13 protein-coding genes are annotated in these 18,341 nt (G+C 64.8%); 1 reads left to right on the forward strand and 12 read right to left on the reverse strand.

Features of this window, described 5'->3' with window-relative positions:
* Positions 1-45: 45 nt before the first annotated feature.
* The 3 genes from ACVDHI_RS07730 to ACVDHI_RS07740 form a co-directional block, all read right to left on the reverse strand.
* Entirely contained in the window at positions 46-1,599 is a 1,554-nt protein-coding gene (locus tag ACVDHI_RS07730) for a methyl-accepting chemotaxis protein (protein ID WP_447211928.1), read from the reverse strand.
* A gap of 121 nt (positions 1,600-1,720) precedes the next feature.
* Positions 1,721-3,379, reverse strand: coding sequence for a fatty acid--CoA ligase (locus ACVDHI_RS07735; RefSeq protein ID WP_447211929.1), 1,659 nt, complete (start codon positions 3,377-3,379; stop codon positions 1,721-1,723).
* A 59-nt stretch (positions 3,380-3,438) separates the two neighbouring features.
* On the reverse strand, positions 3,439-4,020 hold the full coding sequence (locus ACVDHI_RS07740; RefSeq protein WP_039038781.1) for an RBBP9/YdeN family alpha/beta hydrolase: 582 nt from the start codon (positions 4,018-4,020) through the stop codon (positions 3,439-3,441).
* A 298-nt stretch (positions 4,021-4,318) separates the two neighbouring features.
* On the opposite strand from ACVDHI_RS07740, the gene ACVDHI_RS07745 reads away from it, so the two are divergent.
* The gene (locus ACVDHI_RS07745; RefSeq protein ID WP_042882909.1) at positions 4,319-5,371 is read left to right on the forward strand and encodes an AraC family transcriptional regulator; all 1,053 of its coding nucleotides are present in this window, start codon (positions 4,319-4,321) and stop codon (positions 5,369-5,371) included.
* Positions 5,372-5,609: 238 nt separating this feature from the next.
* On the opposite strand, the gene ACVDHI_RS07750 is transcribed toward ACVDHI_RS07745, so the two are convergent.
* From ACVDHI_RS07750 to ACVDHI_RS07790, 9 genes are all read right to left on the reverse strand, one after another.
* Positions 5,610-8,144 carry an efflux RND transporter permease subunit gene (locus tag ACVDHI_RS07750; RefSeq protein ID WP_447211930.1) on the reverse strand — a complete coding sequence of 845 codons (2,535 nt, stop codon included), beginning with the start codon at positions 8,142-8,144 and terminating at the stop codon, positions 5,610-5,612.
* A 71-nt stretch (positions 8,145-8,215) separates the two neighbouring features.
* A complete protein-coding gene (locus ACVDHI_RS07755) occupies positions 8,216-9,301 on the reverse strand; it encodes a WD40/YVTN/BNR-like repeat-containing protein (RefSeq protein ID WP_324061977.1) in 1,086 nt (361 codons plus the stop codon).
* A 142-nt stretch (positions 9,302-9,443) separates the two neighbouring features.
* A complete protein-coding gene (locus ACVDHI_RS07760) occupies positions 9,444-10,805 on the reverse strand; it encodes a DUF1329 domain-containing protein (protein ID WP_324024161.1) in 1,362 nt (453 codons plus the stop codon).
* A 26-nt stretch (positions 10,806-10,831) separates the two neighbouring features.
* Positions 10,832-12,763 carry a DUF1302 domain-containing protein gene (locus ACVDHI_RS07765; RefSeq protein ID WP_324061979.1) on the reverse strand — a complete coding sequence of 644 codons (1,932 nt, stop codon included), beginning with the start codon at positions 12,761-12,763 and terminating at the stop codon, positions 10,832-10,834.
* A 545-nt stretch (positions 12,764-13,308) separates the two neighbouring features.
* Complete coding sequence (locus ACVDHI_RS07770; RefSeq protein ID WP_042882803.1) at positions 13,309-13,938, reverse strand: CoA transferase subunit B; 630 nt, start codon at positions 13,936-13,938, stop codon at positions 13,309-13,311.
* A 188-nt stretch (positions 13,939-14,126) separates the two neighbouring features.
* On the reverse strand, positions 14,127-14,828 hold the full coding sequence (locus tag ACVDHI_RS07775) for a CoA transferase subunit A (protein WP_039038784.1): 702 nt from the start codon (positions 14,826-14,828) through the stop codon (positions 14,127-14,129).
* A 201-nt stretch (positions 14,829-15,029) separates the two neighbouring features.
* A complete protein-coding gene (locus tag ACVDHI_RS07780) occupies positions 15,030-16,049 on the reverse strand; it encodes a YeiH family protein (RefSeq protein ID WP_042882801.1) in 1,020 nt (339 codons plus the stop codon).
* Complete coding sequence (locus ACVDHI_RS07785; protein ID WP_319903864.1) at positions 16,037-17,017, reverse strand: DsbA family protein; 981 nt, start codon at positions 17,015-17,017, stop codon at positions 16,037-16,039. Before ACVDHI_RS07785 ends, ACVDHI_RS07780 begins: the two co-directional genes overlap by 13 nt.
* The gene (locus tag ACVDHI_RS07790; RefSeq protein ID WP_277856005.1) at positions 17,014-18,333 is read right to left on the reverse strand and encodes an MFS transporter; all 1,320 of its coding nucleotides are present in this window, start codon (positions 18,331-18,333) and stop codon (positions 17,014-17,016) included. Before ACVDHI_RS07790 ends, ACVDHI_RS07785 begins: the two co-directional genes overlap by 4 nt.
* Positions 18,334-18,341: the final 8 nt, after the last annotated feature.

An 18,341-nucleotide genomic window follows, 5' to 3' on the forward strand; every position in this document is an offset into this window, starting at 1 on the left:
CCACCCCAGGGGTGGCCTTCCTGCATTGCATGAGTCTGACCGCTCTTACCCGAAGGTCTGCCCCAGGGATTTGAGCTGGCGAGCCTTGGTGAGCAGGATGTCGCTCGAGGCGTCCATGTCCTGCATCTTGTTGCTGTTGGTGTGGGAGTGCTGGGAGATGGCGTTGACGTTGCGGCTGATGTCCTCCACCACCGCCTGCTGCTCTTCTGCCGCCGTCGAGATCTGGGCCGAGAGGTCCACCACCCGTTCTATTTCCGCCAGCACCTGATGCAGGCTCTCTGATCCCTGGCGGGTCAGGGTCACGCAGGATTGGGTCTGTTGCAGGTTCTGCTGCATCATGCCCTTCCAGCCGTTCAGGGTACGCTGGATCTGGCCTATGCTGCTCTGGATCTGTTCGGTCGCCTTGTGGGTGCGCGTGGAGAGGGTTCGCACCTCGTCCGCCACCACCGCAAAGCCTCGCCCCTGCTCCCCTGCCCGCGCCGCCTCGATGGCGGCGTTGAGCGCCAGCAGATTGGTCTGATCCGCAATGCCCTGGATCTCGCTCATCAGCACACCGATGCGGTCCGACTCCTCCGCCAGTGCCACGGCGGCCGTGAAGGCATGCTCTGCCTGGGTGGCCAGCTCGGTGACCCTGTGCTGGGTATCTTCCAGCTGCTGATCGGTGTGTTGGCAGTGCGCCTTGGCCTGGGCTATCTGGTTGTCCGTCTCCAGGATATTGCGGGCAATCTCGTGGGCTGTCGCCGCCATCTCGGTGATGGCCGTCGCCACCTGCTGGGTCTGGACATCCTGTTCGGCGATGTCGGCGCTCGCCTCGCTGGAGGCGGTCTTGAGATGGACCGCCAGATCCTGCAAGGAGAGGGTGGCGTCATCCACCCGCCCGAGCACGGTGCGGATCCTGGCCTGCAGCAGCTTGATGTGGAAATCGGCGATGGCACTGGGTTCATCCCCCGAGTAGATGAGCCGGGTCAGGCTGTCATACTCCTCGGCCAGCTGGCGCAGGTAACGGGGGGTGGTGATGATGGCGTGACGATAGAGGAGCCCGAGCCACAGGAGCGGCAACACCATGAACAGGGGAGCCCATGGCCCCATCAGATAGCCGCCCCCCGCCAGCATCAGCAAGACACCGACGATGGCCAGCCCGTGGCGCATCGGGCGCAGGCTCAATCCGCCCTTTCGCTCCCCCCGCTCCACGCTCTTCAATCTGGCATAGGTGCGCCCGGCCACGGCTTTCATCTCCGGCGCGGCGCGACTGCGGACCGACTGGTAGCCATTGATCCGCCCCTGCTCGAAGATGGGGGTGACATAGGCATCCACCCAATAGTAACGCCCATCCTTGCAGCGGTTTTTCACCATGCCGCGCCAGGGTTTGCCCTGCTTGAGCTTGCCCCAGAGGTCAGCAAAGGCGGCCTTGGGCATGTCCGGGTGGCGAACCATGTTGTGGTGCTGGCCTATCATCTCTGCCCTGCTGTATCCCGCCACCCGGCAGAAGTGGTCATTGGCATAAGTAATGACCCCCTGAAGATCCGTGGTGGAAACCAACTGTTCACTGGACGGAAAATCCACCTCTTCATCAACGAGATGAATCTGGGTTCTGTTCATGGCGCACGCCTCTTGTGTGATAACTCAGTTATCGTAGTCAAGCCATGGCAGCCCGGCCAACAAGGCCCCTCAGACAGTGGGGATGACTGAGAGGCCGTCCTCTGGATCTATGACGGCGCCCTCAGTTCTCCACCGCCGGATGGCACTCGCGCTCCCGGATCAGCTTCTTGTTCACCTTGCCGACACTGGTCTTGGGGATCTCCTGCACTATGCGGATCTGGCGCGGAATGGCCCAGCGATTGATGCGACCACTGTCGACGAACCCCTGCAGGTGCGCCTTGATGGCCTGGGGATCCAGGTTCGTCCCCTCCTTGCCGACCACCAGGGCCAACGGGCGCTCCCCCCACTGCTCGTCCGGCACCCCCACTACGGCCACCGAATGCACCCCGCAATGGGCGCTGATGAGGCTCTCCAGCGCCAGCGAGCTTATCCACTCGCCACCTGTCTTGATCACGTCCTTGATGCGGTCCTTGATCTCCACCGTGCCGTCCGGGGTGATGGAGGCCACGTCCCCGGTGTGCAGCCAGCCGCCATCCCACAGCTCAGCCCCCTTGGCGGGCTCCTTCAGGTAGCCCTGGGCCAGCCAGGGGGCGCGCACCACTATCTCCCCCATGGCCTCACCGTCGTGGGGCAGATCCTTGCCCTCGGTATCGACGATGCGCAAGTCCACCAGGCCGATGGGCTTTCCGGTCTTGATCCGCAGCGGCAGTTGCTCCGCCATGGGCAGCGCCAGCTCCTCGGGAGCGAGGTGCACCACGCACAACAGCGGGCAGGTCTCCGACATGCCGTAGCCGGCGTGCACCCGTATCCCCTTCTGGCTCGCCTGGGTCGCCAGCCCGAGCGGCAGCGCACTGCCTCCCAGCAGCATCTTCCAGCCCTCGAACGAGGTCTGCCTGGCCTCCTCGCAGTCCAGGATCATCTGCAATATGGTCGGCACGCAGTGGGAGATGCTCACCCCTTCGTCGCGATAGAGCTTGACCAGCTTGTTCGGCTCGTAGCGCCCCGGGTAGACCTGCTTCACCCCCAGCATGGTCGCCACATAGGGGACGCCCCAGGCATGGACGTGGAACATGGGTGTGATGGGCATGTAGACGTCGTCGGAGCAGAGCAGCGACTGGCCCGCATGGGCCGCCAGGGTGCCCAGCTCGTTGAGGGTGTGCAGCACCAGCTGGCGGTGACTGAAGTAGACCCCTTTGGGATCCCCGGTGGTGCCCGTGGTGTAGAACAGGGTCGCCACCGAATATTCGTCGAAGTCGGGGAAGTCGAACTGGTCGTCCGCCCCGGCCAGCAGCGTCTCGTACTCCCCGAGCAGGGGCAAACCGGTAGAGGGCGACTCCCCATCGGTCAGCCGGATGTAACCGCGCACCGTGGGCAGCTTCTCCTGAATGGAGTCCATCATGGGCAGGAAGTCGTCATGAACCAGCACCAGGTGATCCTCGGCGTGGTGCATGGTGAAGGCGATCTGCTCCGGCGACAGGCGCACATTCACCGTGTGCAGCACGGCGCCTATCATGGGTACCGCGAAGAAGCACTCGAGGGAGCGGTGGCTGTCCCAGTCCAGCAGGGCCACCGTGTCCCCCGGTCCAATGCCCGAGGCGGTCAACAGGTTGGCGAGGCGGTGGATGCGCTGATTGAGGGTGCGGTAGTCGTAGCGCAGCCTGTCTGCGTAGACGATCTCCCGGCCCGGGTGATGGCGCCCCCCGGACAACAGCAGGCTCTTGATCAGCAAGGGATAAGCATGGGCTCCCTGGGCTGGCGGTATGATCCTTGTCTTCACCATACGGACTCCTTCCGATTCGTGTTTGGGCGCAGGGGAGCCGTCTCCCCTCACCATCTGAGTTAGCGGGCGTCGAGACGCCCGAGCAAGGCCTCGGCCTCTGGCCAGGGGCCAAATCCGCTCGCCGGATTGAGGTGTCCCACCGCCCCGGCATCCACCAGCTCGCTCCCCCACTCCCCGGCCAGGGCACGCACCGCCGCAGGGCTCGCCAGGGGATCGTTGTGACTCAGCACTACCAGACTCGGGAACGGCAGCGTCATACGGGGCAAGGGGTGCCAACCGCCGGCCGCCATGGCCTCCTTGCTGGGATAGTGGGAGGGCCAGTCGGCATCCAGATCCGGTGGCGTCACCAGCAGGGCGCCCTTTATCCTGTGCTGACTGACAGCGCCGTACTGGGCAGCCCAGTGGGCCACCATCAGCACCCCGGCGCTGTGGGCCACCAGGATCACCGGGCCCTCGATGGCGGCGATCGCCGACTCGATGGCCTCGACCCTGGCCTGGCAGTTGAGCTTGTCCGAGGCGAGCGGCGGCACCGTCACCACCTTGTCAAGCCTCTCGGCGAGCAGGGTCTGCCAGTGATCCGCCACGTGTTCACGCAGGCCGGGCACGATCAATACGGTGGCCTCGGGCTGACATTCCTTCATGTATCTTCCCCTGTTCAGGCGCTCCGGCGACGGCCGGATGACATCGGGACCACAGTAAGGTGCCGGGCCCCCGGCTGCTTTACCTTGGATGCCATGAAGTTGTCTTTTTGCGACAGAGACTCGGCCGGACAAGGCGGCGATCGCTGGGCCTGGATGCCATCGGAAGCGGACTGTGAGCGAGCTCACCCCCTGGGATCTGCGACTAACAGATAGGTTAATAAGCCTTTCCACGATGTAAGCAAAATGATAAAAAACGGTTAACAACCAGCAGATGAGCTGTCGCCATGGGAACTGCATCATGACCCTTCTTGCCAGAGCCGCTACCCTCACCAACTACCTCGATGTCGCCCGCCAACTGGGCCTCAATACCCCCCACCTGTTGTCGCAAGCCGGCCTCAGTGCCTCCATTCTGGATGTGCCCAATCAGCGCATCCCGGTCTCCACCATCATCAACTTGCTGGAGCTCACCGCCCGCACCGGCGACTGCCAGAGCCTGGGGCTGCGCATGGCGGAGCATCGCCAGCTGTCGGACTTTGGCGAGGTGAGCCTGCTGCTGAGCTATCAGCCCAACCTGCGCGAGGGCTTGCAGGTGATGGTGCAATACATCCATCTGTTCAATAACGCCCTGGCCATCTTCATCGAGGAGGCGGGCAAGGCGGTGATCATTCGCGAGGAGATCATCACCGACGCCCCCATGCCCTCGCGCCAGGCCACCGAGCTTGCTGTCGGCGTCATGTATCGCTTCTGCGCGGCCCAGGTCGGGGTCGGGGCGAACTGGCATCCCATCAGCGTCAACTTCACCCATGACGCGCCGGCGGATCTCTCCATCCACAAGCGGCTGTTCGGCTGCAAGCTGGAATTTGGCAGCGAGTTCAACGGCATCGTCTGTCAGTCAGCGGATCTGGACATCCCCAACCCCCTGGCCAACCAGGCCATGGCCCGCCATGCGCGCCAGTACCTCGACACCCTGCTGGTGGAGACCCAGCAATCCCTGATGACTGACGTGCGCAAGGCCATCTACCTGCTGCTGCCCATGGGGCGCGCCACCATAGAGCAGATAGCCCGCACCCTGGGCATGAACGTGCGCACCCTGCAGCGCCATCTGGAGGAGAGCGGTGCCACCTTCAGCGAGCTGGTCAACGACGTGCGCCGGGATCTGGTGATGCGTTATCTGCAAAACTCCGGCTATTCGCTGGGCCACATCGCCGACATGCTGGGTTACTCCATGCCGAGCTCCTTCACCCGCTGGTTCAACGCCCAGTTCGGCATGCCGCCCGCCACCTGGCGCTCCCGCCACAAGGGCGTGCCCAAGGTGACCCAGAGCGCGCACACCAGCCTTGCCTACGGCTAGACCCCATTCCTTCGCCAGACGTTGAATTAAAGAGGGAGGCTGCGGCCTCCCTCTTTGCATTCCGCTTTCCATCATGTGGGGCACTCGCCATCGACAGCGAAACGAGTGGGATGCCATGAAAGCCAGCAGCGCGACACTCCCGCATCCCTTTGCCATCCAACCCGGCCCCTCAACAGATCACGCCAAAAAAGAAGAGGGAGGCTTGTCGCCTCCCTCTTCACATCTCGGCTTGCCGCCCCTAGCGGACATCGGCCGGCAGCTGTTCCGCCTTCATCCTCCCCTGGGGCGCGGAGGCGTCGACGCTCGCACGGGGCGCAGCAGCCTTCTCAACGGCTTCGGCCAGAGCGGGCTGGGTGCCGCGCAGCAGGAAGTAGGAGAGTGCCGGCACCCCTATCAGGGCCCCCAGCATGTTCCACAGGAACATGAAGGTGAGCAGTATGCCCATGTCGGCCTGGAACTTGATGGGGGACCAGACCCAGCCCACCACGCCGGCGGCCAGGGTGATGCCCACCAGCCCCACCACCCGGCCGGTGAAGGCCACGGCCTGGCGATAGGACTCCACCAGCGACATGCCCTGGCGTTGATGGTGCAACTGCACGCTCAGCAGGTAGAGCGCGTAGTCCACCCCGATGCCGACCCCGAGCGCAATCACCGGCAGGGTCGCCACCTTGACGCCTATCCCCATGAAGACCATCAGCGCCTCGCACAGCACAGAGGTGAGCATCAGGGGCACCAGGGCCACCACGGTCGCCCGCCAGCTGCGGAAGGTGATGAGGCAGAAGACGGTCACCGCCAGGTAGACGTAGAGCAGCATGGTGCGGTTCGCCTCGTGCACCACCAGGTTGGTGGCCGCCTCGATGCCCGCCGAGCCCGCGGCCAGCAGGAACTGGCGATCCGGCGACGAGTTCTCCCGGGCAAACCGCTCGGCGATGGCCACCACGCCGCTCAGGGTCTCGGCCTTGTGATCCCTCAGGTAGGCGATCACCGGCATCAGGGAGCAGTCGGTGTTGAACAGCTCGGGGCTGTTGACCGAGGCCTGCTGGGCCGCGTAGTTCAGCACGTTCTGGTTGCGCTGGATGCTGGCGAGCCTGGGGTTGCCCTCATAGGTGCCGGCGGTGATCTGGCGCACCGCATTGACCAGGGAGCTGGTGGCCTGCACCCCGGGATGCTGCTGCAGCTCCCAGCCCAGGCGATCCGCCAGGATCAGGGTCTGGTAATTGAGACACCCCTCCGGCGCCGTCTTGATCATCACCGCGAACAGATCGCTCGAGAGCGCATAGTGGCTGGTGATGTAGCCGTTGTCCTTGTTGTAGCGCGAATCGGCGCGCAGCTCGGGTGCGCCGCTGTCCAGATCGCCAATCTTGAGGTGCAGGCTGACCAGGTAGCCGCCGATCCCCATGGCCAGGCCCAGCAGCACCACAAAGGTGGCCCACTTGCGCTCGGTGCAGCGGTCCAGCAGCGTCCAGAGCCTGCCGAAGCCCTGGTTGGCGGCGGCGTTATTTTCAATGGCCAGCGCCCGCTCGGCCGCCTTGTGGCCCACTCCCACATAGGAGAGCGCCACCGGCATCAACAGCAGGGAGGTGAAGATGAGCACCGCCACCCCGATGCTGGCGGTGATGGCGAGATCCTGAATGACCGGGATGTCGATCAGCATCAGCACCGCGAAGCCCACCGCATCGGCGAGCAGCGCCGTGACTCCGGCCAGGAACAGCCGGCGGAAGGTGTAGCGCGCGGCGAGCAGGCGATGGGTGCCGCGGGCGATGTCCTGCATGATGCCGTTCATCTTCTGGGCCGCGTGGGAGACCCCGATGGCGAAGATGAGGAAGGGCACCAGCACCGAATAGGGATCGATGGCGTAGCCGAGCCAGGCGACGAGGCCGAGCTGCCACACCACGGCGATCAGCGAGCAACCCACCACCAGCAGGGTGCTGCGCACGCAGCGGGTGTAGAGGAAGATGATGAGAAGCGAGGTCGCCACCGCCAGGGCGAAGAACATGATCACCTGAATGAGGCCATCGATGAGATCGCCGACCAGCTTGGCAAAACCGATGACCCGGATCTTGTACTGACCCGTCCCCTCCTCTCCCGCCTTGTGGGGCTTGCCGTCGAACTCGATCTGGCTGCGCAACTTCTCGATGCGCTGGGAGAACTCGTGATAGTTGAGGGGCTTGCCGGTGGCCGATGCCTTGTCAAGCAGGGGCACGATCAGCATGGTGGATTTAAAATCGCTCGCCACCAGGCTGCCGACGATACCGGCCCGGTTGATGTTCTGGCGCAACTGCTCGATGTCGGCGGGCTTGCCCTGATAGGCGTCCGGCATCACGGGGCCGCCCTGGAAGCCCTCCTCGGTCACCTCGGTCCAGCGCACCGCCGGACTCCAGAGGGACTTCATCCAGGCGCGGTCCACCCCCTCGGTGAGGAACAGCTCGTCATTGACCCGCTTGAGCACGCCAAGATAGCCGGGATCGAAGATGTCCCCTTGGGTGTTCTCCACCACCACCCGCACCGAGTTGCCGAGGCCACGCAGGGACTGGCGGTTCTCCAGGAAGTTTTTGATGTAGGGCTGGCTCTGGGGGATCATCTTCTCGAAGCTGGGCGCCAACGCCAGGCGAGTCGTCGCCATGTAGCCAAACACCAGGGTCGCCAGCGTCATCACTAGCATGAACACCGCTCTGTGGTTGAACACCAGCCGCTCCAGCAGGTTGCCGGAGCGCCTGTCGAACTGCGCCAGCTCGCGGATCACCGGCATCGCATCTTGCTTCACATGGCCCATGTCTGGATCCTCGTTATCGTTATTGGGCCGTCATCCGGTGACGGCCTGATTTGGCAATACTTGTGACCGCCTTAATTCACCGCCAGGGTGCGCACACCGCGGCTGCCCACCAGTGCCAGGGTGCCCTGGGGCGTCAGCAGGGCGCCCGCCACCGGGGATGGCTCGGCCAGGGGTTCCAGAGTCAGCGGCTCGTTGCCCCGTTGCCGCAGCATATGGCCGGCCTGGGTGAACAGGCGGAACTGGCCATCTGCCCCCTGCATAGCAGTGCTGAGGCTGATGGGCAGCGGACTGGCCAGTCTCGCCCAGTGCTGGCCGCCATCCGTGCTGCGATAGGCATGGCCCCGCAGCCCATAGACCAGCAGCTCGCCGGGCCGACCGATGAGGCCGAAGAAGCTGCCGTCATAGGGGCTTGGCAGTGAGACGAAGCGTTGCGCCGCCTCATCCCACTTGCGCAGCAAGCCCTGCTCGCCGGCGAGATAGAGGCTCTCCCCGGCCAGGGCGATGGCATTGAGATGGAGCCCATCCGGGTTGTCGGTGCGATCCTGCATCGGCGTCCAGTGCTGACCGCCATCCTGGGTGCGCAGAATGAGGTTGAACACCCCGACCACGTAGCCAACCCTGTCGTCTTGGAACCAGACGTCGAGCAGGGGCTTGTCGGCCCCCTCCTCCACCAGGCGCTGGCCCTCTTCCACCAACGCGGCCCACTGCTCGTTGTCCGGCTCGGACTGGGCCTTGGCCGAGTAGTATTGCAGCACCAGGTCGCCTATCTGGCGGCCATCCAGCTGTTTCTGCCAGCTGGTGCCACCGTCCTGGCTGTGCAGGATGACCCCGTCCCCCCCCACGGCCCAGCCCTGCTCGGGACTGGGGAAGACGACGGCATTGAGATCCGAGCTCACCGGCACCCTGGCCTGCTGCCAACCCTTGCCTTCATCATCGGAGTAGAGGATGTGACCCCGCTGCCCCACCGCCACCAGCCGACTGCCGGCACGGGCCAGATCCAGCAAGGGGCTCTGCTTGGCCAGGGCGCTCGGCTTGGCGGGCAAGTCCAGCACGTCCACATAGGCCGTCGCCGCCGTGATCGTCTCCGCGCTCTGCGCGGGCCCTGCCATCAGCAGGGCGCCGCACAGCCAGGGCGCCAACTTGTTGAATGAACCCATACCACTTCCTTGTCTTCAAAACCCATCGGATGGTCGCAACAACCCCACCCCGGCCCTCCCCTTGGCAAGGGGAGGGAGCACTTCACTCCTCCCCCTTTCGAAGGGGGAGGCCGGGAGGGGGGTCAGTGGAGATCATCAACGCTTAGCGGATACCCGCGCCCGCCAGGGACTCCGGCGACCACTTCGCCTTGGACAGCGAATCGCCGTACTTGATGCCGCCATGGGGCCCCACCACGCCGTTGATGTTGTAGGTCCCCGCCACCAGGTCATAGATCATGAAGGGGGTGGCATCCGGGGTCTGCTTGTCGTAGCTCTGGCTCAGGAAGGCGAAGGAGCCGCGATAGAGCTGACCACGGGCGTCGTACTGATCCGAGGCCAGGGCCACCCAGCTGTCTTCGTCCAGATAGAAGCGACGCTTGGCATAGATGTGGCGCTCGCCGGCCTTGAGGTTGCCCTCCACCACCCAGACCCTGTGCTTCTCCCAGCGCACGTGATCCGGCGACAGGAAGTTCGGGGTGGTCAGCGCCCGGGCATCGGGCTCATAGGTCAGCTTGTAGGTGTTGTAGGGAACTATCATCTCCTGCTTGCCCACCAGCTTCCAATCGAAGCGGTCCAGCGCGCCGTTGAAGACGAAGACGTCGTCATAGGTGCCGGCGCCCGAGGTGCCCGGGTTCGGGGTATCGTAGGCCAGGTTCGGTGCCAGCTTGACCCGGCGCTGCCCCGGCAGGTACTGCCAGGCCTTGCGCGGCTGCTCAAGGGGGTTGGCGGCATCGCGCAGCATGATGGCTTCACCGGCACGGCGGGCGGGCCCGGTGTAGTAGAGCTTCATCTGGTAGTAGGTGTCCTTGGCCGCGATGGGCTTCTTCATGTCCTCGTAGATGGCGTAGTTGATGAACGCCTGCCCCGTGGTGGAGAGCGCCGCTACCCCGGCGGAATCGACGTTCCAGGAGTCGTATTTGGTGGCGATGTTCACCCCCTGGTAGCGCAGCAGGAAGTTCCACATCGCCTCGGCGCCGGTCTGCGGGATCGGGAAGGGAATGCCCGGCAGCACCTGATCCACCGCCATGCCCCCTTCCAGGGTCTTGGCGTTCAGGGCGTTCTGCCTGGTGTTGTCCAGCACCGCCTGGGGCAGCGCCACGCTGCGGTGAGTCGGGTAGACATCGACTCTGAAGTCCGGGAAGCGGCTCAGCAACTCGGCGGTGGTGGCGGTCAGCTCACCCTTGTACTTGGCCACGTTCTTGCCGTCGATCACCAGCTGCGGCTTGTCGCCCGCATAAGGATCCGGGCGCATGCTGTCACCGGCCTTGAAGCCGGCGGGCGCCGTGGTCAGGCCGCCGGTATAGGCGGGGATGGAGCCGTCGGCGTTGGCCGCGGCATCGGCGCCGACCTGGGTCAGGCTGGTGCCCAGCTTGCCCGCTTCGCTGGCGGAGACGGCCGCCTGGGCCAGACTGGTGAAGGCCAGGGCGAGGGACAGGGCCAGCATGGTCTGTTTATGTTTCATCATCTTGTTCTCCGACTCGGTCGCTTGACTCAATAAGTGGTCTTGAGGGTCAGGTAGACGGCCCCTCTGTCTTCCGTGGTGGCGCCGCCACCGGAGAAGGAGGAGTAACCGCCGGCATAACAGGTGTTGCGCTGGGTCGCATCCAGGGCGTTGGGGGTGGAGCCATCGGTGGCGCCGTCGTTACAGTCGGCAGACTTGCCGAAGGAGTCCACGTACTTCAGATCGACGAAATACTGGTTGTAGATGGTAGCGCCGAGGCCAAGGGCGTAGTTGCCGGTGTCCTTGGCACCGCCGCCCTGCACGGGAGACACCCCCGCCAGGCCGAGGTTGACCGACAGCGGCATGCTCATGTCCACGCCGGGGAACACCTGATACCAGGTCGGGGTGAAGTTGATCGCCAGGCCCCAGTTGTCGGTGGTCGACTTGTCGAGCCCCTGGTAACTGTCCTCGCCCTTGTAGAGCGCCTTGTTGTGATCGTTGAGGCTCAGCAGGTTGCTGTAGTAGAGCTCGGCCAGCAGGGCGGCACCGTCGAACAGCGGGGTGTCGGCCATGGTCATCAGGCCGTTGAGGGTCCAGTGCAGGGTCTCGCCGGTGGCGCTGTAACCGTCGCTGTCGTCGGTGATCACCCCGGTGCTGTCATTACGGGCAGGCAGCGCACCGAGCCCCTGTTTCAGCCCGAGTGGACCCGAGGCACTCAGCAGCGCCGGGATGCTGGAGAGGGGCATGTTGTGGCGATAGTTCAGATCGCTGCCCACGCTGACCCCGGCGATGTCCTTGGACAGGCTCAGACCCAGGATGTCGATGCCCTCGCCGTAGGCCAGGGAATAGCTGGTGTTGGCAATCGAGTTACGCAGGTTGGGAATAGCCCCGGCCGGCAGGGGATTCGTCCCGCGGACGCTCAGACCACGGGCGTCCAGTACCGCCTGGGGCAGGATGTCGGCGGTGCGACGGTAGTAGGCCCCCAGGGTGGCATCCAGCGCCTCGGGGGACCACTTGGTCATGAAGCCCCAGTCACCGTGCTTGCCCGGCTCTATGTCTGCCCCGCGGCGGATGTTGCTCAGGGTGCCGTTCGGCCCGGCGAGGCCCGGGCCACCGGTGTGACCCAGCAGGAAGGCGCGGGCACCGTAGCCCACCAGATCGGAGCCACCGTAGAAGGTGCCGGCCTCCGGCAGACGGGCCGCGTCCCAGTCGAAGAAGTACTGGGCGGCGAAGGTCCACTCCGGGTTCAGGGTGAAGGAGGCGGAGATCTGCTTGCGGGGCATGAACAGCTCTTTTGCCTCGGTGCCCGGGGACGCCGCGAGCTTGGCGAGATCCAGGCCAGACTGGCCGTAGCTGATGGAGTGCACCGGGTTGAGCAGGGTCTCGCCCCAGAAGATGTTGTGCTGGCCTATCTTGACGCCGAGCAGCGACTCGTCACCTATCTCCATGTTGTGGAACACGAAGGCGTCGAGGATCTCGCCGGAGGGGCCGTTGTAGTAGCGATCGGCATAATCGCTCAGCCCCGGCTGGCCAAACATGGTCGACCTTGCGGGGTTAGCGCCCCAGCCCGGGATGCCGGAGGCATCACCGTTGTTGTTCAAAAAGGGGTTGTCGCTCGCGCCGACGTCGTCATAGGCATAGTCGTACCAGCTCGCCGCACTGATGCGAAAACCGGTATTGCCCTTGTTCACCACGTCCAGCTCGGTCAACAGATCGAAGCGGGTGGTGACGGTGTCGCCGGCATCCTTGAAGTTGTAGTCCCCATCGTTGCTGTTCGGGGTGGCGAGCATCCGCTCGTCGGCGCTCTCGGTGCGCATGCCGTAGTTGAACTTGCCGGTGTTGTCGAAACGCACGGACCACTCTTCACTGTCCGTGTCGATCTCGACCGCCTGAGCGGTGGGCAGGAGCACGGCCGCAATGGCCGTCGCCAGCAGGCTGAGGCGCAGGGCACCGCAACCATGACTCGTGTGCTTGTAATCCATTACAGTCTCTCCGAGTGTCGTCATCTGTTGTTTGTTGTTCTGTGTCTAGTCGCCGTTTCCGTTGGCTTTATTGTCTGGCTTGTTGCTTGGCTTCTTGCCTGGCTGTTGTGCCAGTGTCGGCGCTTCCCTTGGGGATGAGGGGGCGCTCTGTTTGCCTCCTCCCCTTGCGGGTTCCTCCCCCGGGTGCGCTCTGTGTTGTTGCTACCGACTCTACGGCCAGCCCAACCCCCTTGCTTGCCATTGAACGTCAGCCACTTTTCATTTGATGACAGGGAGTGGCGGCGCCGAACAAGCGGCGCGAAAGGGGTGTCGGACGGCATCCGCGCAGGGATTCTCGGGGCTCAGCCAGGGACCATGGTGAAGGACAGGGGTCCGCCAAGGGGCTGGCGTGTCCAGTGAGTGGGTGGGTGATGGCAGTCTGTTATCGGGGCGAGAGGCAGCAGGCAGGGCATCAGCGCCGTCACGGAGAGCATAAAAGCGGCGGAGCAGGCCCAAGCATCCTCACTCCGCCGTGAAAATGGCCGACGAGTCGGCCCACACGCGATTCAGCGGCAGATGCGGCAGCCGGTGGCGGCCTGCAACTGCTCAAATTCGATGCCGGGGGCCAGCTCCACCAGCTTGAGGCCGCTTGGGGTCACGTCCAGCACGGCGAGATCGCTGATGATGCGATCCACCACCCCGACCCCGGTCAGGGGCAGGTTGCACCACTCCAGTATCTTGTGCTCACCGTTCTTGGCGCAGTGCTCCATCAGCACCACCACCCGCTTGACCCCGGCCACCAGATCCATGGCCCCCCCCATCCCCTTGACCAGCTTGCCGGGGATCATCCAGTTCGCGAGATCCCCGCGTTCCGAGACCTGCATGGCCCCGAGCAGCGCCAGGTTGATGTGGCCACCGCGGATCATGCCGAAGCTCTCGGCGCTGTCGAAGAAGCTGCTGCCGGGCAAGGTGGTGATGGTCTGCTTGCCGGCGTTGATGAGATCGGGATCCAGCGCCTCCTCACTCGGGAAGGGGCCTATGCCGAGCAGGCCGTTCTCGCTCTGCAGCCACACCTCCATGGCATCCGGGATGTAGTTGGCCACCAGGGTCGGCAGGCCGATGCCGAGGTTCACATAGAAGCCGTCCTGCAGCTCCTTGGCGGCGCGCTGCGCCATCTCTTCACGGGTCCAGGCCATGACTTAGCTCCTTACTGCAGGCTGTTGAAAACAGGAAGCCACCGGCAGTTCCTGGGTGATGCACAGCGCCATCTCTTCACGGGTCCACGCCATGTTATCTGCTCCTCAGCGCGCAATGTTGAATACAGGAAGCCACCACCAGCGCCTGGGTGATGCACAGCGCCCTCTCTTCACGGATCAAAACCATCTTATTTCTTCTCCATGACGGTGCGCACTTCGATGCGTTTCTCGGGATTGGGGTTGTGCACCAGCCGCTGCACATAGATGCCGGGCAGGTGGATCTCGTCCGGGGCCAGCTCCCCCACCTCGACGATCTCCTCCACCTCGGCGACGCAGACCCGGCCCGCCTTGGCGCAGAGCGGGTTGAAGTTGCGCGCCGTCTTGTTGAACATCAGGTTGCCCGCCTTGTCGGCCCTGGCGCCCTTGATGATGGCGAGATCCGCGGTGAGGGATCGCTCCATCACGTACCAATCCCCATCGAACTGACGGGTCTCCTTGCCCTCGGCGATCAGGGTCCCGTAACCGGTGCGGGTGAAGAAGGCCGGAATGCCGGCGCCGCCGGCGCGAAGCTTCTCGGCGAGCGTCCCCTGGGGGGTGAACTCCAGCTCCAGCTCCCCTGCGAGATACTGGCGCTCGAACTCCTTGTTACCCCCCACGTAGGAGGAGATCATCTTCTTGATCTGGCGGCTATGGAGCAGAGGCCCAAGGCCGAACTCGTCCACCCCGCAGTTGTTGCTGATGATGGTGAAGCCGCGTTTGCCGCTCTCCTGCAGCGCCTCGATAAGCTGCTCCGGGATGCCGCACAGGCCGAAGCCCCCCGAGGCGATGGTGATGTCGTCCTGCACCAGATCGCTAAGAGCGGCCTGGGCGCTGGGGTAAACCTTGTTCATAACTACCTCTCTGCTCTCTGGCTAGTCCGTTGGCCACAGGGGCGCGTTCGTTTATTGCGGTTTTTCTGATTGATCTCGTATCGCGATCGTCCGATTACGCCGCTACGCGGCTAATCGAACCTACGCAGTCAATTGAGTTGGTAGGTTCGGGTAGCGAAGCCTATTCGGACGTTCGCGGCATTCATGACATTCCTGATATGCCTAAGGCTTGATGCCCCAATGCATCAGGGTCAGCACCAGGGCGACCAGGAAGGCGGTCTCCCCCACCATCAGCAGGATGGGTTTGATGCCGACCGCCGCCAGCTCCTTGAGCTGGGTCTTCATGCCGATGGCGGCGATGGCGATCACCAGGCACCAGCGCGACAGCTCGTTGACCCCCCCCTGAACCAGGGCGGGCACCCAGCCTGTGCTGTTGATGCAGGCCAGCACCAGGAAGCCGACCGCAAACAGGGGCAACAGGGGCGGCCGCTTGCCGGACGCGGGATCCGCCCCCTGCATCCGGGTGATCATGGCGGCGACCAGGATCACCGGCAGCAGCATGGCGACCCGCATCAGCTTGACCACTGTGGCCACGTCCCCGGTCTCGGTGGACATGCTGTAGCCGGCCCCCACCACCTGGGCGACGTCGTGAATGGTGGCACCGAGAAAGACCCCCGCCTCCACCGGCGTCAACTCGAAGAAGCGAGCGATCATGGGGTAGAGGATCATCGCGAGCGTCGAGAGCACCGACACCCCGATCACCGTGAACAGGGTGGCGCGCTCCTTCTGGGGATGGTTCGGCAGGGAGGCGGCCAGGGCCAGGGCGGCGGAGGCACCACAGATGGCGGTAGCGCCCCCGGTCAGCATGCCGAACAGGCGCTGGAAGCCCATCGCCTTGGCCACCACCACCGACAGGCTGATGGTCACCACCACCAGGGTGACCACCAGCAGCACCGGCATCCAGCCCAGTTCGGCGATCTGGCCGAGGGTGATGCGCATGCCGAGCAGGGCGACCCCGATGCGCAAGACGCTGCGCGCCGTGAACTCGATGCCCGCCTTGCAGCTTCCCTCGCCGCTGAGGAAGTTCAACCCCATGCCGAGCAGCAGGGCGAACAGCAGCACGGGGGCGCCGTAGTGCTCCGACAGGAAGGTGGCGGCGGCCGCCACCGTGATGCTGACCGCCATGCCGGGGGCCAGTGTCCGCACCCGCTGGAAGCGATCCGTCATGGTCAGGGTGAGCATGGGATGGCCTCCTGGGACTCGATGACGATGGACAACCCCTCCCCTGCCGGCTCGACCGGGTAGCGGCGCACCCTGAGCTGGGTCGAGTTCAGCAGCAACCCGGTCGTCAGGTTGAAACGCAGACCGTGGGCAAGGCACTGGATCACCTCCCCCTCCAGCCGGCCGCCGCACAGGGACGCCCCCTGGTGGGGACAGCCGTCATCGATGGCATGGAAACGGCCATCGACGTTGAACAGCACCAGGCTCTTGCCCGAGTCCTCGATGAGGACGCGCTGGCCCGGCGCGGGCACCCGCTCGGCCGGCACCAAGACTCGCGCCTGCGCCCGGGTCATCGCCGCGACGGCCTGGTGCAAGCCGGCAAGCAACTGCGCCACGGGCTGGGCACCGCTGAGGATCCGCCCCTTCCCCAGCACGAAGCTGGGCACCCCCTGCCGAGCCGCCTCTGGCTGATCGCAGAAAAAGGGGGTTCCGTCTCCCTGCAGGCTGCCCACCAGATCGGCAGACGAGAAGCCCACCGCCTCGGCCAGCCCCAGCAAGGTAGCACCATCCCCCAGATCCCCGCCGTGCAGGAAGTGGCACGCAAACAGCCACTCCAGCAGACTCTCCAACTGCGCCGGCGATCCCAGCTGGCAGGCCCGTTGCCACAGGCGGTGGGCATCGGCCGTGTTCGGCATACGGGGGATCTTGTCAAAGTCCAGCTCAACGCCGACGCTGGCCGCCGCCTGCCGCACCTGAGCCTGGCGCAGGCGCACCCCCTGTTCGCTGCCAAGGCGCCGCAGATAGAAGGCGTGAAAATCCTCCCCCTGCATCGGCAGCGCGGGCAGCAGTTGCACCCCGCGCCAGCTCACATCGACCCGCACCTCGGGCCGCTCCACCCGCAGCTGGGCCAGCGCCTCATCCAGCTGACGCTTGCCGATGAGGCACCAGGGGCAGATGAAATCGAAATAGACCTCGATGCTGAGCCTCATGCCCTCACCTCGCTGCCCTGGGGGCCGGCGACGACCTGGCGGGCGTCCCCTTCAATCCTGGCCACGTCCTTGTGGTAGTGGCGCTTGCCGTAGAAGAAGACCGCAGCCGCCGCGACGCTGATGAGGGGCACCAGCTGGAAGGCGTTGTCCAGCCCGATGTGATCGGACACCTTGCCGGTGATAAAGGGACCGGGGGCCAGCCCCAGCAGGTTGTTGGCAAGGGTCAGGGTCGCAAACGCCGTACCGTGCACGCTGGCGTGGGTGAGATTGGCCACCATGGCGCCGGCGGGGCCCGAGGTGCCGGTGGCGATGAACATCCCCAGACCGATCAGCACCAGCTGGGGGAAGCCGGCCGGCAGGGCAAACGCCAGGGAGAGCAGGAGACAGCTGCCGAGGCAATAGGCGATGGCGAGGCTTATCTTGCGATCCGGCCGGTTGCGGCACAGCCGATCGCTCAGCATGCCGCACAGGATCATGCCGGCACCGCTGCACAGCACTATGATGGCGGCCATGAGTCCCGCCTTGTCCGTGTCCAGCCCGTAGTAGCGGTTGAAATAGCTCGGCATCCAGACGATGACGGTGCCGCCGACGAACAGCTGCAGGCCGCTGCCCACGTAGGCCGAGATCACCGAGCGGCTGGAATAGAGGCTGCGCAGGGGGTTGCGGCCCGCCTTGCTGCCCTGGGCAGCCCGGCTGGCCTGGGAGATCCGCGCCTCCTTGACGATGAGGGGATAGATGGCCGCCAGCACCAGACCGAACAGGGCCATGCCGGCGAAGGCCCAGCGCCAGCCGAGGAGATGCGCCAGCACGCCCCCGCAGGCCATGCCAAGCACAGAGCCGAACATGCCGCCGGAGATGAAGGCGCCGGAGAGGGTGGCCCGCATCTCCCGCGGGAACACCGAAACCACCACGGCGATGCCGACACTGCCGTAGGCGGCCTCCCCCACTCCCACCAGGAAGCGGGCGATGAACATCTGCTCGTAGTTCTGTGCCAGGGCGCAGCCCAGGGTCGCCAGGCTCCAGAGCGCGGCCATCATGGCCAGGCTCTTGACCCGGCCGAACCGGTCCGCCAGCAGGGAGAGCGGGAAGGTGAGCAAGCCGACCATGAGCGCGACTATGCCGCTGAGCAGGCCGAGCTGAGTGTCGGAGAGTGCCCACTCCCCCTTGAGCATGGGGAAGACGGCGTTGAGCACCTGGCGCGACATGTAATCGGAGATGAGCAGACCGAAGGTCAGCGCAAACACTATCCAGGCATAACGACGGGGCACGGCAACCTTGCCGGCCTCGGGGTCGTCATCGATATGAAACGTAGCCATACATTCCC

This window comes from Aeromonas sp. 25-248 (assembly GCF_053005425.1).

Coding starts and splice junctions, on each gene's coding strand:
- ACVDHI_RS07730 (WP_447211928.1), bottom strand. CDS start 1,599: ATGAACAGAACCCAGATTCATCTCGTTGATGAAGAGGTGGATTTTCCG.
- ACVDHI_RS07735 (WP_447211929.1), bottom strand. CDS start 3,379: ATGGTGAAGACAAGGATCATACCGCCAGCCCAGGGAGCCCATGCTTAT.
- ACVDHI_RS07740 (WP_039038781.1), bottom strand. CDS start 4,020: ATGAAGGAATGTCAGCCCGAGGCCACCGTATTGATCGTGCCCGGCCTG.
- ACVDHI_RS07745 (WP_042882909.1), top strand. CDS start 4,319: ATGACCCTTCTTGCCAGAGCCGCTACCCTCACCAACTACCTCGATGTC.
- ACVDHI_RS07750 (WP_447211930.1), bottom strand. CDS start 8,144: ATGGGCCATGTGAAGCAAGATGCGATGCCGGTGATCCGCGAGCTGGCG.
- ACVDHI_RS07755 (WP_324061977.1), bottom strand. CDS start 9,301: ATGGGTTCATTCAACAAGTTGGCGCCCTGGCTGTGCGGCGCCCTGCTG.
- ACVDHI_RS07760 (WP_324024161.1), bottom strand. CDS start 10,805: ATGATGAAACATAAACAGACCATGCTGGCCCTGTCCCTCGCCCTGGCC.
- ACVDHI_RS07765 (WP_324061979.1), bottom strand. CDS start 12,763: ATGGATTACAAGCACACGAGTCATGGTTGCGGTGCCCTGCGCCTCAGC.
- ACVDHI_RS07770 (WP_042882803.1), bottom strand. CDS start 13,938: ATGGCCTGGACCCGTGAAGAGATGGCGCAGCGCGCCGCCAAGGAGCTG.
- ACVDHI_RS07775 (WP_039038784.1), bottom strand. CDS start 14,828: ATGAACAAGGTTTACCCCAGCGCCCAGGCCGCTCTTAGCGATCTGGTG.
- ACVDHI_RS07780 (WP_042882801.1), bottom strand. CDS start 16,049: ATGCTCACCCTGACCATGACGGATCGCTTCCAGCGGGTGCGGACACTG.
- ACVDHI_RS07785 (WP_319903864.1), bottom strand. CDS start 17,017: ATGAGGCTCAGCATCGAGGTCTATTTCGATTTCATCTGCCCCTGGTGC.
- ACVDHI_RS07790 (WP_277856005.1), bottom strand. CDS start 18,333: ATGGCTACGTTTCATATCGATGACGACCCCGAGGCCGGCAAGGTTGCC.